General features: G+C 48.4%; 12 protein-coding genes, 1 tRNA gene, 1 other RNA gene and 1 pseudogene. 11 read left to right on the plus strand and 4 right to left on the minus strand.

Going from position 1 to position 14,953, the window contains the following annotated elements; translation table 11 throughout:
• Positions 1–48: 48 nt before the first annotated feature.
• The 6 genes from H9Q13_RS10845 (at position 49) to H9Q13_RS10870 (ending at position 5,988) form a co-directional block, all read left to right on the plus strand.
• Positions 49–768, plus strand: a complete 720-nt coding sequence (locus H9Q13_RS10845; protein WP_191183822.1) for an SDR family NAD(P)-dependent oxidoreductase — start codon at positions 49–51, stop codon at positions 766–768.
• A gap of 62 nt (positions 769–830) precedes the next feature.
• Entirely contained in the window at positions 831–2,138 is a 1,308-nt protein-coding gene (locus tag H9Q13_RS10850; protein ID WP_191183823.1) for a cryptochrome/photolyase family protein, read from the plus strand.
• A gap of 103 nt (positions 2,139–2,241) precedes the next feature.
• Positions 2,242–3,147 carry a DUF2279 domain-containing protein gene (locus tag H9Q13_RS10855; protein ID WP_224744225.1) on the plus strand — a complete coding sequence of 302 codons (906 nt, stop codon included), beginning with the start codon at positions 2,242–2,244 and terminating at the stop codon, positions 3,145–3,147.
• Positions 3,148–3,297: 150 nt separating this feature from the next.
• The gene (locus H9Q13_RS10860) at positions 3,298–4,254 is read left to right on the plus strand and encodes a DUF2027 domain-containing protein (protein ID WP_191183824.1); all 957 of its coding nucleotides are present in this window, start codon (positions 3,298–3,300) and stop codon (positions 4,252–4,254) included.
• A gap of 191 nt (positions 4,255–4,445) precedes the next feature.
• Positions 4,446–4,900: RNase P RNA component class A (rnpB, locus tag H9Q13_RS10865), an RNA gene on the plus strand.
• Positions 4,901–4,989: 89 nt separating this feature from the next.
• Positions 4,990–5,988 carry a hypothetical protein gene (locus H9Q13_RS10870; RefSeq protein WP_224744226.1) on the plus strand — a complete coding sequence of 333 codons (999 nt, stop codon included), beginning with the start codon at positions 4,990–4,992 and terminating at the stop codon, positions 5,986–5,988.
• 57 nt (positions 5,989–6,045) lie between these two features.
• On the opposite strand, the gene H9Q13_RS10875 is transcribed toward H9Q13_RS10870, so the two are convergent.
• From H9Q13_RS10875 to H9Q13_RS10885, 3 genes are all read right to left on the minus strand, one after another.
• On the minus strand, positions 6,046–6,762 hold the full coding sequence (locus tag H9Q13_RS10875) for an SIMPL domain-containing protein (protein ID WP_191183825.1): 717 nt from the start codon (positions 6,760–6,762) through the stop codon (positions 6,046–6,048).
• Positions 6,763–6,928: 166 nt separating this feature from the next.
• Complete coding sequence (locus H9Q13_RS10880) at positions 6,929–7,249, minus strand: hypothetical protein (protein ID WP_191183826.1); 321 nt, start codon at positions 7,247–7,249, stop codon at positions 6,929–6,931.
• Between the two features lie 76 nt (positions 7,250–7,325).
• The gene (locus H9Q13_RS10885) at positions 7,326–7,601 is read right to left on the minus strand and encodes a hypothetical protein (RefSeq protein ID WP_191183827.1); all 276 of its coding nucleotides are present in this window, start codon (positions 7,599–7,601) and stop codon (positions 7,326–7,328) included.
• A gap of 181 nt (positions 7,602–7,782) precedes the next feature.
• Between H9Q13_RS10885 and H9Q13_RS10890 the strand changes: the two genes are divergently transcribed.
• The 5 genes and pseudogenes from H9Q13_RS10890 (at position 7,783) to H9Q13_RS10910 (ending at position 12,067) form a co-directional block, all read left to right on the plus strand.
• Positions 7,783–7,854 (plus strand) — tRNA-Glu (locus H9Q13_RS10890).
• Between the two features lie 416 nt (positions 7,855–8,270).
• Positions 8,271–9,088: pseudogene (locus H9Q13_RS10895) on the plus strand (IS982 family transposase).
• 422 nt (positions 9,089–9,510) lie between these two features.
• A complete protein-coding gene (locus H9Q13_RS10900; RefSeq protein ID WP_191183829.1) occupies positions 9,511–10,794 on the plus strand; it encodes a hypothetical protein in 1,284 nt (427 codons plus the stop codon).
• An 8-nt stretch (positions 10,795–10,802) separates the two neighbouring features.
• On the plus strand, positions 10,803–11,543 hold the full coding sequence (locus H9Q13_RS10905) for an FtsZ/tubulin family protein (protein WP_191183830.1): 741 nt from the start codon (positions 10,803–10,805) through the stop codon (positions 11,541–11,543).
• Between the two features lie 218 nt (positions 11,544–11,761).
• Positions 11,762–12,067 carry a hypothetical protein gene (locus H9Q13_RS10910; RefSeq protein WP_191183831.1) on the plus strand — a complete coding sequence of 102 codons (306 nt, stop codon included), beginning with the start codon at positions 11,762–11,764 and terminating at the stop codon, positions 12,065–12,067.
• A gap of 355 nt (positions 12,068–12,422) precedes the next feature.
• Here H9Q13_RS10910 and H9Q13_RS10915 read toward each other — a convergent pair whose 3' ends face one another.
• Positions 12,423–14,849 carry a TonB-dependent receptor gene (locus tag H9Q13_RS10915; RefSeq protein WP_191183832.1) on the minus strand — a complete coding sequence of 809 codons (2,427 nt, stop codon included), beginning with the start codon at positions 14,847–14,849 and terminating at the stop codon, positions 12,423–12,425.
• Between the last annotated feature and the right edge of the window lie 104 nt (positions 14,850–14,953).

The following is a 14,953-nucleotide window of genomic DNA, read 5'->3' on the forward strand; positions in this document are numbered from 1 at the left end:
ACAATCACAAAATTCGTCAGTTGTTACAAGGTATAACAGGTATAGCCCATGCGATTTGAACAAAAAAATATCCTTCTGATTGGCGGCACATCAGGTATAGGACTGGCCACAGCCCGCTTGCTGCAACAGCAAGGAGCCACCGTAGTAGTTGCTTCCCGAAAACCATCTGAAGAAATAAAGGAATTAGGTATAGCTCACGTCACGCTCGACGTGTTGGCTTTCGATCGGGCCTTCACGGCCGACCTGCCGGCTGAACTACATGGTTTTGTTTACTTCCCGGGCAGTATCAAGCTGCGGCCATTTGAACGGATGAGCGTGGAGGATTTCATGCAGGAGTATGAGCTGAATGTGCTGGGCGCCGTGCAATGTCTGAAGGCTGTTCTTCCCCTACTCAAAAAACCTACACACGCCAGCATTGTCCTTTTCAGCACGGTAGCGGCACGACTGGGCATGCCCTTCCATTCCTCCATTGCATCCAGCAAGGCTGCACTCGAGGGACTTGCGGTTTCGCTGGCGGCGGAGTATGCGACCACTGGTATACGAGTCAATGCCATTGCCCCTTCCCTCACCGCCACCCCACTGGCACAATCGCTGCTCAGCACGCCCGAAAAAGCCGAGGCCGCTGCCAAACGCCATCCGCTGGGGCGCGTAGGAAAACCAGAAGACCTGGCAAGCGCGGCCCTATACCTGCTGAGCGACGAATCCAGTTGGATGACCGGCCAGATTCTGCGTCCTGACGGGGGTATGAGCTCAGTTAAACTATTTTGAAATAAACCTTTGAGTCGCCAGCTCTTACTTTACATAATTTTACAAATTCAACCATAAACCGAATGCTTTCCATTTTCTGGTTTCGCCGCGATTTGCGCCTGGATGACAATGCCGGGTTGTACGAAGCTCTGCGAAGTGATCATCCCGTATTGCCGGTTTTCATTTTTGATAAACTGATACTGGACAAACTTGATGACAAGCAGGATGCGCGCGTCACATTCATCCATGAAACGGTCATCGAACTCAGGAAAGAACTGGAAGCGAAAGGCGGCACGTTACTGGTCAGGTATGGAGAGCCATTGGAGGTATTGCGTGAACTGATAAAAGCGCATGAAATGGCGGCAGTTTATACCAACCACGACTATGAGCCCTATGCCCGGGAGCGCGACAATCAGGTGCAGGAACTTTTACAAACCGAAGGGATAGCTTTCCATACCTATAAGGACCAGGTGATCTTTGAGCGTGATGAGATCATGACCGGCTCGGGCACGCCCTACAAGGTATACACGCCTTACAAAAACACCTGGCTCAAGAAGTTCAAGGAAGATATGGTCAAACCCTACCCCAGCCTACGACACTTGGACAAACTGGCCAATATAAAAGCCGAGGCTATACCTACACTTGAAGAAATGGGCTTCCGAAAATCGAACCTGCAAGTGCCAAAACCTCTACTCTCAAAACAAGTCCTGGAAAATTATGCCGCCAAGCGTGACCTGCCTGCCTTAGACGCGACCAGCCATGTGAGTCCATACCTGCGTTTCGGGCTGATAAGTGTGCGCAGCCTGGTAGCCAAGGCATTGCAACACAGCGACACCTGGCTGCAGGAGCTTATCTGGCGAGAATTCTTTATGCAGCTGCTCTACCATTTCCCTGAATCGGCTACGGAAAGCTTTGCCCCTAAATTCCGGCACATCAGCTGGCGCAACGACGAAGTTGATTTCCAAAAATGGTGCGAAGGCAAAACAGGCTTCCCACTGGTGGATGCAGGTATGCGGCAACTCAACGCTACAGGCTTTATGCATAATCGGGTACGCATGGTGGTGGCCAGCTTTCTGGTAAAGGACCTGCTCATCGATTGGCGTTGGGGCGAAGCCTATTTTGCTGAAAAACTGCTGGACTACGAACAATCAAGCAACGTAGGTAACTGGCAATGGGCTGCCGGAACAGGTGCCGACGCACAGCCTTATTTCCGGGTCTTCAACCCCAGCAGCCAGTCAGAAAAGTTCGACAGGGACAAGGCATACATGAGACGCTGGGTACCCGAATTGGATACACCAGCCTACCCTGAACCTATGGTAGACCACGCGATGGCCCGCGACCGGGCGGTGTCGGCATTTAAAAAAGCCATTGCTGAGATGCCGCAAACTTAAATCGGTTTTCCTAAAGCATAATTGGAAACAAGATGGCCAGTAAATTATAAGCTTCAGGTATAGCCCTGTATAATCTTGCAATGGATGTGTATCTTTGGGACTCATGTCCAGAAACCTGCTCCTTTTTTGGCTCTGCTGTTTGTTTGCGTTGCAACCTTTACAAGGTATAGCGCAGGCACCCGATACCCTGTCGGCACACGTCAGCAAGCAGCGGCTGCTACTGCTGGGCACCGGCTTCACGGTGGGCTATACGGCTATGCTGGTTTCCCTCAACAGCGCCTGGTATAAAGATCAGGAACGCACCAGTTTCCATTTATTTAACGACAACCGGCAGTGGAAACAGATGGACAAGGCGGGGCATTTCTGGGGGTCCTTTCACGAAAGCCGTGCCGGTATAGACTTGCTGCGCTGGGCTGGGGTGCCGGACAAGAAAGCGATCTGGTACGGCGGATTGGTAGGTATAGCTTTACAAACACCCATCGAACTATTCGACGGTTACCAGCCTGATTACGGTGCTTCGGTTGGTGACTTGGTAGCCAATACGGTTGGCTCTGCCGCCATTATGGCCCAGGAACTGGCCTGGCGGGAGGTACGCATCATGCCCAAGTTCTCTTTCCAGGCCACCCGGTATGCCGCCGAGCGCCCCAATGTGCTGGGCAATAACCTGGCCGAACAGGCCCTGAAAGATTACAATGGTCAAACCTATTGGCTGTCAGTGAACCTAGGCAGTTTTCTGAAGCCGGAAAGCAAATACCCGAAATGGTTGAGCATTGCCATTGGGTATGGTGCCGATGGGATGGTCTACAATGACCCGGAACTGAACAGCGCCCGTGGGTTCAACGCCCATCGCCAGTACTACTTAAGCCCCGACCTCAACTTGATGCACTTCAAGGGACGCAGTAAAGTGCTCAATACCACCCTCTACATCCTCAGCATAATCAAGATCCCGGCACCTACTCTTGAGTACAGCCGGACAGGCGGAATGCGTTTCCATCCGGTATACTTCTAATTCGGGGCTACTAATCCGGCATACAAATCGTATCTTTGAGTAAAGTACAAGCTGTACTTCAATATCTAAGGTATGGCAAGAGACCTATACATTGAGCATAGGCTTCTGTCAACAACGAACAACCATTAACCGATAACGAACAACGAATATATGAACGTAGGAGATCGCGTGCGCCTGATGTCGGGCAGAGAAGAAGGCATCATCACACGCATACTGGATAATAATATTGTAGAGGTTGCCATTGATAACGACTTCACCATACCGGTGTCGCGTCGCGAAATCGTGCTGATTGCGCCGGAAGAGGCCAAGGCCTTCCGGGGACAGGAGCAGGAAACGGCAAGACCAGCCGCCCGTAAAGAGCCTGCGGCACCGGTGCTGGCCGAGAAAGGCATTTACCTGGCCATGGTGCATCAGTCTGAGGAATTGCTGGCAGCCACCGTCATCAACAACACCGATTATGATGTGCTGTTTACCTGTGGCGAAGAACGCAGCAACCAATACCGTGGTTTGCAGAACGACAAACTGGCCCCCAAGGCAGCCCGTGTTGTGAGCCATTACCACCTGAAGGATTTTGAGAAATGGCCGACAATGATTGTGCAGTTCCTGCAGCACCGCAATGGCAGCCCGTCACTTTTCGAGCCGGTTACCAAAAAGGTACAGTTCCGGGCCAACTCTTTCTATAAAAGCAAGAAAACGGCCCCGGTGGTCAATAAAGAGGCCTACCTGTTCCAACTCGACACCAAACCGGTAGCTGTGGACACTGACAAGATAAAGGAGCAACTGGCCGAAAAACCAACTGCTCAGGAAAACAACAAAATACAGGCACCGGAGCATGAAGTAGACCTGCACATCGATAAACTGGTGGAGGACCACAGCGGCATGAGCAACAGCGCCATGCTCAAGCTTCAGCTAGATCGATTTCAGGACGCCCTGGAACGCACCATGGCTGCCAACATGCACGAAATCATCTTCATACACGGCTCAGGCAACGGCATACTCCGCAAAGAAATCCAGAAAATCTTGAGCCGCACGCCCGGCATCCGATTCTTCGAAGACGCCAAAAAGGAGAAATTCGGGTACGGAGCCACGTTGGTGAGACTTAGATAAATTGTTAAATTGTTGATTGCTTAATTGTTTTGAGCTTCTACATAGCTTCTTGTAGTAAGGGATTAGGGTTGAGTAACTGTCGACCCGGCGCCAATACAGAGACACTTAAATCGGAACCATTCCACTCTTACAACAATTTAACAATTAAACCATCAACAATTAATCATACCTTTGCAGGTATAGAAAGCTTAACAGCAAGCCGTCTTATCGCCGCTCCGCCTGGAGGGGAGGAAAGTCCGGGCAACGCAGAGCATCCTACTTCCTAACGGGAAGGGGCCTTTCGGGAGACGGAAAGGCTACAGCCAGTGCCACAGAAAATAACCGCCCTTAACAGTTTACAGGGAACAATAAACAGGGATCAGGTTTCTGACAACTGTTTACTGCTAACTGAAACTGAAAAAGGGTAAGGGTGAAAAGGTGCGGTAAGAGCGCACCAGCGGCTGGGTGACCAGTCCGGCTGGGTAAACCTTAGGAGTTGAAAGACCAAATAGGCTGGCAGCGCTCCGCTTCGGCGGGGCTAAGGGCTGCTCGTCCGATGTCAGTGGGTAGGTCGATGGAGCCTGTGCGTGAGTGCAGGCCTAGATAAATGATAAGACGTAGGGCTTCGGCCCGACGACAGAACCCGGCTTACAGGCTTGCTGTTAACTTTTCTTGTTTTCTATAAAGCGCTATACCTTCCCCAAGCCGGTATATCCCTGGCGTTTTTTTATCTTTGCGGTCATAATGCATCTCAACATGACCAACCTTACCCTATACGACCCATTCCAGAAAATGCAGTTCAGCGACAGCCACTGCTTTCTGTGCGGCGCCCATACCTCACCCGAAAATCGCACGCCTGTTTTCGCGTCCTGGCTTCAGGACAGGTATAAGCTGCGGGACAAGGAACTGCTGCTGTTAGACAAGAGCGTAACCACTTTCGGCGAGCTTACCATCCCCTGCTGCGACACCTGCCATACCCAGCATGTTATACCTTTGGAGGAGGAAGTAGCCCAGGCGGCCTCGCAAGGTATAGCCGGGCTGCAGGCGTTGGAGGAGGAAAAGCTGTTCCATTGGATTGGCAAGATGTATTATGGTACGCTCGTGACGGAACTTATAAAAGAAGCCGACCCGCTCATTATGCCACAAAATCCGGTCAGCGAAAACCCCAAAATGCTGGGTAAGTTCAGGGAGTTCTTCAAAGTGCTGCAGTCCATGCGGGTGCCGATGGTTTTCTCAGATTTTATACCTTGTTCACTATTTTTACTGGAAGTGAGCCCAACAGAAGATGACTTGCCATTTGAGTACCAGGACGAACTGACGACCATGGCTTTCAGCATTAAACTGGGTTCGGTAGCGATTGTATGCACCTTGCTGGACAATGGCATAATCCGGAAGGCGCTCGGGAAACTATACCATCTGACGAAGCAAGAGCAGCTCCACCCGATTCAGGTGGCCGAGTTTAAAGCCCGTGTTTTCTATGCGGCCTATATCTTCAACGTGGTGCCGGAGTATTTCGAGCGTCCTCTCAAACCGGAAGATACCCACCTCACATTGGACACCATCATCGATGATGTAACCAACGAGATCTTCAACCCCTGGGAAATGAGCGCCTATGCCCACATGCTCGAAGAAATGCTGAAACCATGGAGCATCCGGGAAAAAGAAATCCTGGCAAACCCACCGCAACCGATCAGCTTTCTGCTCGATGCCCAGTCTAACTTCCAGCATATGGAGCGCTATCAGAAAATGAATTAAAGACAAAGGCCCGCTATACCTAAAATAGCGGGCCTCTTTTGTTGCTATACCTGAGTTCTACTGCTCAATCACAAAACTCACGCTTACATTGGAGGTCACTACCACTTCGCCACCGGCTATCGAAGGCCCACCTCCCTGCGCCATATCAGCCTCCATCATCATGGCAGACTTGGCATAGACCGGACGAGGACCATTCCCCATCGTGCTTTCGTGAATAGAGTATACCTTCCCTACTTTGGCACCCAGTTCAGAGGTGAGTGCATTGGCTTTCTGTTTGGCGTCAGCAACGGCACGTTTGCGGGCCTCCACTTTATGCTTCTCCAGATCCGACACCCGGAAATGAATACCGTCTATCCGGTTTACGCCATTGTCGTAAAGCCCGGAGAGTAACTCATCAAACTTGTTCAGCTTCTTAATCACGATCACCATGTTTTTCTGCGCCATGTAGAAATCAGGAGAAGCCTTGCCAAATTCTCCGCTCATGTAGATTGGCTGCAAATTCATGTAGGAAGTCTGGATGTCTCTGGCGTCAACGCCCTGTTTGCGCAGATAGGCAATGATGGCGGCAGCTTTGTTGTCTGCTTGCTTACGGGCCTGGTCCAATGTTTTCTCCCGCATTTCCACACCCAGATTGATAACCACTTCATCCGGCTGCAGCTTAACCTCTCCTACCCCGTTTACACTAATAAGCGGAGGAAGAACTTGTTGCTGGGCTTGTGCCTGCAGGAGGCCTGCCAGTAAAAGGAACATGGCAATAAAAGATAGTTTTTTCATAAAAAGGGTTATTTAAGATGAACAAGTGTTATAACGTTAATATAGTGAAGTTCTATATAGATGAGCTGTTACAAAAGCTATACCACAAATAAAGAAGGTCAGGTATAAAAGAAAGACCCTTCGCTTTTAAAGCAAAGGGTCTTTCTTTTCTCGGTTAGGCGAATGGCTATTCTTCAAAGTCGAAATCGCCTTCTGAAACGTATTTGGCAACCAGCACTGCTCCAAGAGTCACAGCGCCTGCCGTCAGGATGAGCTGGGTGGTGGACATACGGCGGGCACCCTGCAATACCAGTTTCCCTACATCGTGCAGGAGCTCTGGTAGTTTATCGTGTTTGCCCTGAAACACGTGCATGGCGGATTCAACGGTTTTCGACATATCATGCGGCTGCAAAAGCTTCAAGGCACTCGCGCTGCCGCCTGCCTGCTTTTTGCCCTGGCTCTGACCGCCGTTACCGGCTGACTGGTTGCCCTTGTTATCGTTTTCCATAGTTATATTTTCAGTTTCGGTTATGTATATATTTGAATGGTTTTCTTATACGGTAATCTCTGTATCAGGATATGCCCTAGCCCTCAGAACGTCCGCCATATTGTGAAATCATTTCGTCCATGCGCTGGACCAGGCTATCTTCGTTGATCATCATGCTGGCCGGAAAACCCACAGACAGATCATTGATCTCAAGTGACTGCACTTCCGGATTATAGTTGTAATTAGCTTTCACGCCTTTCTCGCTGATGCTGCCGCTATCGCCCTGCAGTGTCAGGCCCATGGATTGCAGTTTGGTTTTGAGTTCGTTGTAAACCTCAGGTGTTACCCCTGTATAGTATGCTCTTTTCGACATAGTTTCTTAATGCTTTTTTATGAATAAGGTTAAACGCACAAGATAGCACTAAGTTTAAGAAATACCTGTCCGTTTTGAAGGGCTGATGAAGCGTCTCGGAAGCTGATACTTTAAAAAAAATAAAAAATGTTTTGCACCAAAAAAATCAGCTCGTATATTTGCACCCGCAATACAGTAGCACGGTCCGTTCGTCTAGGGGTTAGGACTCCAGATTTTCATTCTGGCAACAGGGGTTCGATTCCCCTACGGACTACTCGAAAAGCCTCTTAGTTAATCCTGAGAGGCTTTTTTTATGCCCCTCGGACACTATTCGGACGCTAATGCAATTTCCTCCCGCTTGTGACTCCTCTGTTCGTATCTCAAGCGTCCCTCAAAACATGCTCTTGTATCAGCTGGAGAGTCTTTTTATTTTAGGATATCTCCCCTCTATCTGAGAAGAGGTAACCATGGCAAAAAGTGCCAACATTACTCTTTTCATACTTTAGAGGGTGTCTCTCCTACTCATCTCATAAAATAAATTCCTGATCTGATTTATGAGATGGCTAAAAGGGACAGAGTAAAAGCTGTTTACCTAATTAACTCAAGTTGCGATTTAGTATTGGCTTGTAAACGATGAAGTCACTCAGGCTTGTTAAGGAAAAAGTAACCACATTTAACTCCTTACTTGCCATGAATGACTTCACTATTGCAATTTACTGTTTTATTGACGATTACCTGCAAATAGCGGGCAAAAAAGCGTCGGCCAAGCGCAAAGTCAGCGATGCGGAAATAATCACGACGGCCCTAGTGTCGGCCCGCTACTTCGGCGGCAACCTGGAAGTGGCCAGCAGCTATATGCAGCAGCACCACAAGTGCCCGATGCCGCACAAGAGTAACTTCAACCGGATGCTGCACCGGCTGGGCGAAACGATTGCGGCCATCTTTCTGGCCTTGGGGGACTGCCTCAAGCAGCTCAACACCGCAAGCGAGTATGTCATCGACAGCTTCCCGGTGGCCGTGTGCCGCAATATTCGCATTAACCGGTGCAGGTTGCTGGAGGGTGAGGCCTACAGGGGCTACAACACTCCTAAAAGGGAGTATTTCTACGGGTTCAAGGTGGAGGTCGTCACAACTGCCGGGGGCCTGCCGGTGAGTTACTTTATCGTGGCGGGAAGCGTGCACGATGGCAAGGTCCTGCAGGCCATGCCCTTGGACCTGCCGCCGGAAAGCAGCCTGTACGGGGACAGCGCCTACACCAACTATGAGGTGGAGGACCTGCTGGCCGAGTGCGAGCAGATCAGCCTGCTTACCCAGCGGAAAAGCAACAGCAGGCGAAAGGACAGCCCGGCAATGGACTTCATAAAAACGGTGATGAGGAAGAGAATAGAGACAACTTTCAGCGAGATAGAGGCGGCCTTTCCCCGCACGATCCACGCCGTGACCCGTAAGGGTTTCTGCTAAAGATTGTTCTCTTCCTCTTTGCTTACACCATCAATAAATGTGTTTAATCGCAATTTGAGTTAATTAGAACTAATATTTGGTGTTCACCCAATACCCCAAACTATAACTAGTCTCTACAATAAAGCTTGATCAGTATTACTTCATAAAAGTATGCACTAAGAAATAAGGCAACATCTCAATCGATGGCATGACCTCTTATATGTTCTTGTGTATTTCCTTACATACTTAGTGGTGGCAATCTGTTCGATTTCCAGCATCTGTAGTAGCTAAAACTCCTACAAAATCAACGCTGCTAAAATATTTTTTCAATTTAGCCTCTTCATTCTCCAAACGACTATAACCCCCTGCTATAAACTCCTGTAAATCAGTAAGTTGAATTTTTAAAAAAATACAATATTAGTATAAACTTTCTATTATCCAACTATACTATTTTGCACTTATTTTGCTTAAATTTGTAAAAATCCACAATATGGCAAACCTGAAAATAAACGAGCTTAAAGCTTACTGGAATTACTATGTCCAAAATTGGGCAAAAGACCCTGAAGGTCAATTCAATAGCGAAGAAAATCTTTTCAAAGACTTGAGGCATATTGACTTTGATCCACTTGCACTTCCCGAGCCTTATTTTGGTGATCCTGACCGTAACTCTGCCGTAATCTTGAATTATAATCCCGGCCCTGTAATGGCAGAACTCCAGCATTATCCTAGTGGGAGCTTTATGTTAAGGGGAAAGGCCCATGAAGATTACCATGCCTTTGCAAAGCCATTCCCTTACCTGGCGGATTACAGAAACAATCCTGGGGGTGCCTGGTGGCTGAGAAGAAAAGAATGGGTAGACGGTTTGTCTTCGCATGTTACTCACATAGCTAAACCTGGCCAACCCGGGCTTCTCCCCTTCGCCCTTGAAATATGTCCTTGGCATTCAAAGAGCTTTAAGCTTAGACCGAATGATATAGAGCCCCTGAGAGAATACATGACAAACTATGTTCTAGGCCCGGCTGAGGAGATAGCAAAAAACTCCCTGTTACCCTTCATTATATCTGTCGGCAAAGATTGTCAGGATCTATTTCAAGTGTTAGGTTTTACCTTGGAACTTTCGGTGAGTCCACTCAATTTTAGCCAGTTCGGCATTCAACATCCCATGGCGGGCAACAAGCCAGTCATGAGGCATTACTCCATCTGGCGCTCCCATCAAGGTGGAATATATTTGAATACCTACAGCCAAGGATCAAACTCAAACCCGAGTGCTGCATTTACGGAGGTCGAGCGTTTTATAGTCGATAAGATAAACTCCCTGCTAGGTACCACCTCATCGGAAGTCACCAGTATACCCAAAAAAGACATACAAGAACTATCTGACCTTAAACCAAGCAATATGATACATGATAACAGAATAGCAGACCAGCCAACCGTAGAATCCAGAATCACAAAACGAGACCTGAGACAGGGGATAATAGATGTGGTGGCCAAGGCGATCAAGGAAATGGGTTTAGAGGAGTACATAGAAACGCCTCAGACGACTGCAAGAAAACGCAACTTTGATGCGCACATCAAGCTGACCATGGCAGGTAAGAGAATATACAGTACTTTAGCTGCAAACCCATCACAGCAGATCATTCACCCCGATCTGGGAAAGCTAAAAATAACCGGAGAACCGTGCCCTATCAACTTCCTCAATAACAGGGGAATTTATGAAAAAACCGCTTTGATCAGGTTAAGTGAATTCCTCGATGAGATTGGTTACTCCAGATAAAATTATTTATGAGCATATCATTAACCACTACAGGCTTTGGGTGTTTTGGGCTTGATTTCCTGGGAAAATTACATACTATATCTAATAACACCATCGATTTATACTGGTACAATGCAGGGCAGAAATCCTTGGACCTGTTTACAGGCTCATCGGGCATCTCAAAAGGAAGTACAATAGACGAGCCTATTGAGATGCCCGTAGAGAAAGCAGATCAGAAGGATATTTCCCTCTATATCATAGACGTGGAGGAATACCCCGATCTCAATTCCCTCTATACACTCTCAAGTCAAGCCAAAGGTAACTTTACTGTGGCAGTCATAGCAGCTCCTTTGCATGAGCCTTCCTATTGTGAAGGTGGTCAGCTAGTAGCTGTTCTAAAAATCCTTTCCAAGATAGTAGATTCTACCATTGTCCTGTCAAATAAAGCTAACTTCACCAGCCCGGCAGAAACAGTAGCTGAGGTAATTGAATTTCTGAGCAGCATAAGCACTGAGAAGAATCCATACACGTGTTCAGTAGACTTTGAAGATTTGAAGTACATCTTGCTGGATACGGGAGTTGTGTTAGCTGGTGTTGCAGAAGAGTCAGGAAAAGACAGAGCGGTGAAACTTGTTCGCAACGCTACATCTATACCCTTTATGCCTTCTTGCTTAAGAGCGGGTTCACTTAACCTGCTAATGAACATTACTTCAGGCACTATGCCCGAGCTGGAAATGGATGAGTTGGAAGTAATGACAGAAAGTGTTTAAGCACTTTTGGGCCTCAAGGACGAAATCTTATTTGGCTAAGAGTTGGACGAAGGATTAGGTGACAAGGTCAAACTACAGCTCGTTGTACCTGTAAACATGGATGGCACGTGCAAATCTTATTAAATCATGTTAGCAAAACAGGAAGCATTTCCTAAGTCTGAAACAGAAATCCAGTTCTCATATTTTTTTAATCTAATCATTAGAAACAAGCATTCTTTATGAAGATATATGACTCATTTGTTGATTTGATAGATAAAGCAGTTCTCCCCCTCAAAAAAGAAAATCCTGATTGGCAGCGGTTGGATGGAGGAGTTGGAGGCAACAGGAGTCCATTTGCTTATTTTAGGCACAATGAAAAGGTGTGGAGGGTGAATTCAGATACGCGATTTGCTCCATTATTGAAAGCAAAGCATGCTATTGATTCTGGGCAGAACCCTTTCAAACCTGTCAAAAACCGTCTTGAACTAATACCAGAATTAGCAAGCAAACCTAAGCACATATACGTTTATCTTTATGGTGTATAATTTGAATTCTTTACAATACGTAGTAGAAAGCAAATGCTTAAAAGTATGATGAGTGCTTCAAAACAAGGATCAAGATGGAGTCATTTTTAAACGGTATCGTTCACATTAAATACTTGATAAAAAGCGTCTAGAGCAGCTAAATCATTATGGATAATGTTCGATTCCCCTACGGACTACTCGAAAAGGGAAAAGTGATCATTCAGATTGCTTTTCCCTTTTTCTTTTTCCGCCAAAACACTTCGCACCTCGCAAGCTTAAAAAATTCAGCTGAGTTAGCCGGTGTGGTACAGCAAGCGTTTTAACATTGCCTAATGGCTATAGCTAGCAGTTAAATTAGCACTACCCACGCATATGCTTAAAATTCCACGATAAACCCAAGTGTAGGCACCAGGTTTCCACTGTTATCCTTCAGGATAACCGGAATGGCATTGCTTCCGTCCAGGCGCAGATCCTGCCCGTCGGTGGTGGCGAAGCCTGTGTTTTCGGTGTTCCGCTCAAAGGTATAGCGGTCAAAGCCCGGCGTTTTGTTGGCCAGCACGTTGGCTACGTCCAAGAACAGGTCGAGCGTGATGCGGTTGAAGTTCCATTTTTTGTCTATCCGAACATCAAGCTGACTGAAGGGACGCAAACGCTCCGTGTTTAGCCTGCTGTAGTCGAGTATACCCACCCCCAGCGAGGCATAGTTTCTTTGGGAGGCCTCCAGGTCGAACGGGGTAGCAGGTGCTCCGCCGGCATACCTGTATTTCACTCCCAGTTCCCAGTTTCGGGGCAGTTTCTTGCCCAGCAACCCGGATACCAGGTGACGGTAATCCCAGGCGCTGGAAATATACTTGTTATCTGCTCCGGCAAACTCACTGACCACATAGGTATAAGACAGCACCGAGAATACGGTGCCAGTCAGCTTTTTCTGTAAGTAGAACTCTGCCCCGTACGCCCTGCCTTTGCCGTTTGTGATAACCTCCTCGTTGCCGATAGAGCCAAAGTCACCGCCCTGGTTTGCCAGCGAAATGCCGTCGCGCACCGACACCGGATAGTTGCTGTAGTCCTTATAAAATCCCTCCAGCGTAAAGCGTAGGTCCTGCCTCGGCAAAAATTCCGTACCCAGCACGTAATGCACAGAGCGAATATACTCAGCGGACTTATTCAGGTAGTCGCTGTTTTCCTGGTAGCCCAGCACAGTATAAGTCGGCAGCTTATAGTAGATACCGGAGGAGGCATTTATTGTCCACCTATCGTTAAGCAGGTATGAAATGGCCAAACGCGGCGAAAGTGTTTTCAGCGGATTTGCCCCCTCCTCGGTGAAAGAGTTCATGTCGGTCCGGATACCCAGCGAGAGGCCAAGTTTATTGTCCAACACTGCTTTTGAAACCTGCCCGAACAGGCCATACCTCCAAAAGTCCAGGTTGGTATCGTAATTCACCGTAACCCCCGGCTGCACCAGGTTGTTCTGCTCATCGCGCAGCTCCTTCCGGATCACGCTGAAAATATCGTTTGTGAACTGTACGTACTGCCCTGACAGACCATAGGCATATTTAAACCCGCTTTTATACTTATTGACGTCCAGCCGGAGCTTGTTCTCGGTTTCGCGTGAATTTGAGTTAAGTGTCAGCGGCCTGTCCTCTCCCGCCTCGGTTGCCTCATATTTTTTGAGGTCGATGTTAAACGCATTGCGGCTTAGGGCCAGGTTCACGTAGCCGTCATTAATCAACCTTTTCAAGCCTACCCCTACGGTATAATTCCACTGGTTATTCAAGGGAATGGAGCGCAGGATATACTCGTTCTCAGGGGTGCTGTTGCGCGGCACGCCAAAGGAGAACTCGTCGATGGCACCCACGCCAATAAAGGATAGCGACGTTTTCTCGCTCAGCCGATGGTCTATTTTATACTGGAAATCCCAGTAATTCGGGCGGATGGGCAGGTCCAGAAGTTTGAAGAGGAACTGCAGGTAGGACCTCCGGGCTGAGATCAGGTACGTGGTTTTCGCTCCGACAGGACCCTCCAGGGTAGTCGCGAACTCCGACCCGCTCAGGCGGACGTTTCCTGAGAAGCGCTCCGGGTTGCCGTAGCGCTGCCGAAACTCGAACACCGAAGCCAGCGCATTGTCGTAGCGTGCATCAAAGGCCGAAGAACTTACTTTCAGGTCTTCGATAAAAGACACGTTCAGGATACCGGTGGCCCCGCCCGCACTCCCCTGCGTAGTAAAGTGGTTGATCAACGGAATCTCAATGCCGTCCAAATAATAGACATTTTCACTGGGCGCGCCTCCCCGAATGATCAGGTCGTTACGGCCACCTGAACCGCTTGTGGCAACACCGGGCAATACCTGCACCACCTTGGATATATCGAAATTACCGCCGGGGTTGCTGCGGATTTCCTCCGTGGTCAGGCTCTGCACCGAAAGCGGCGTGATCAGATCCGCCACGGCGGCGCTTTGCCGCCGGTTCGCCACTACCTCCACTTCCTTTAGCTTGCTGCTGGCGGGACGCAACTCAAAATTGATGATCTGTAGGTTGCCTGCTGTCACGTTGATGTTATACTTAACCTGCGGCTCATACCCCAGATAGGACGTTTGCACCGTATAACTGCCCACAGGTATGTTGTCCAGGCGATACACGCCGCTCTCGTTAGTAGCCGTGCCAAGCGTGCCGTCACCCAACTGTAGCGTAACCCCAATGAGTGGCTGCTGCGTGTTTGCGTCCCGCACAGTGCCAGTAATGCCACCGTTTTGGGCCTGACAAAAGAAGGGCAACAGGATAAGGACAAGCAGTAGATTCCGCAGCATTGTATAGTCTTTTTAGGATACTTGTACTACATCTGCAAAACCAAAATGTTTTAAACCTACCCGATTTATCTTAAGGTTAATCCAAATTTATAGCTCATGTCATC

Source organism: Pontibacter aquaedesilientis (assembly GCF_014773225.1).
Classification (GTDB): Bacteria; Bacteroidota; Bacteroidia; order Cytophagales; family Hymenobacteraceae; genus Pontibacter; species Pontibacter aquaedesilientis.

Bases quoted from the DNA above. Each gene is read 5' to 3' on its own strand.
- H9Q13_RS10845 (WP_191183822.1), top strand. From the start codon at position 49: ATGCGATTTGAACAAAAAAATATCCTTCTGATTGGCGGCACATCAGGT.
- H9Q13_RS10850 (WP_191183823.1), top strand. From the start codon at position 831: ATGCTTTCCATTTTCTGGTTTCGCCGCGATTTGCGCCTGGATGACAAT.
- H9Q13_RS10855 (WP_224744225.1), top strand. From the start codon at position 2,242: ATGTCCAGAAACCTGCTCCTTTTTTGGCTCTGCTGTTTGTTTGCGTTG.
- H9Q13_RS10860 (WP_191183824.1), top strand. From the start codon at position 3,298: ATGAACGTAGGAGATCGCGTGCGCCTGATGTCGGGCAGAGAAGAAGGC.
- H9Q13_RS10870 (WP_224744226.1), top strand. From the start codon at position 4,990: ATGACCAACCTTACCCTATACGACCCATTCCAGAAAATGCAGTTCAGC.
- H9Q13_RS10875 (WP_191183825.1), bottom strand. From the start codon at position 6,762: ATGAAAAAACTATCTTTTATTGCCATGTTCCTTTTACTGGCAGGCCTC.
- H9Q13_RS10880 (WP_191183826.1), bottom strand. From the start codon at position 7,249: ATGGAAAACGATAACAAGGGCAACCAGTCAGCCGGTAACGGCGGTCAG.
- H9Q13_RS10885 (WP_191183827.1), bottom strand. From the start codon at position 7,601: ATGTCGAAAAGAGCATACTATACAGGGGTAACACCTGAGGTTTACAAC.
- H9Q13_RS10900 (WP_191183829.1), top strand. From the start codon at position 9,511: ATGGCAAACCTGAAAATAAACGAGCTTAAAGCTTACTGGAATTACTAT.
- H9Q13_RS10905 (WP_191183830.1), top strand. From the start codon at position 10,803: ATGAGCATATCATTAACCACTACAGGCTTTGGGTGTTTTGGGCTTGAT.
- H9Q13_RS10910 (WP_191183831.1), top strand. From the start codon at position 11,762: ATGAAGATATATGACTCATTTGTTGATTTGATAGATAAAGCAGTTCTC.
- H9Q13_RS10915 (WP_191183832.1), bottom strand. From the start codon at position 14,849: ATGCTGCGGAATCTACTGCTTGTCCTTATCCTGTTGCCCTTCTTTTGT.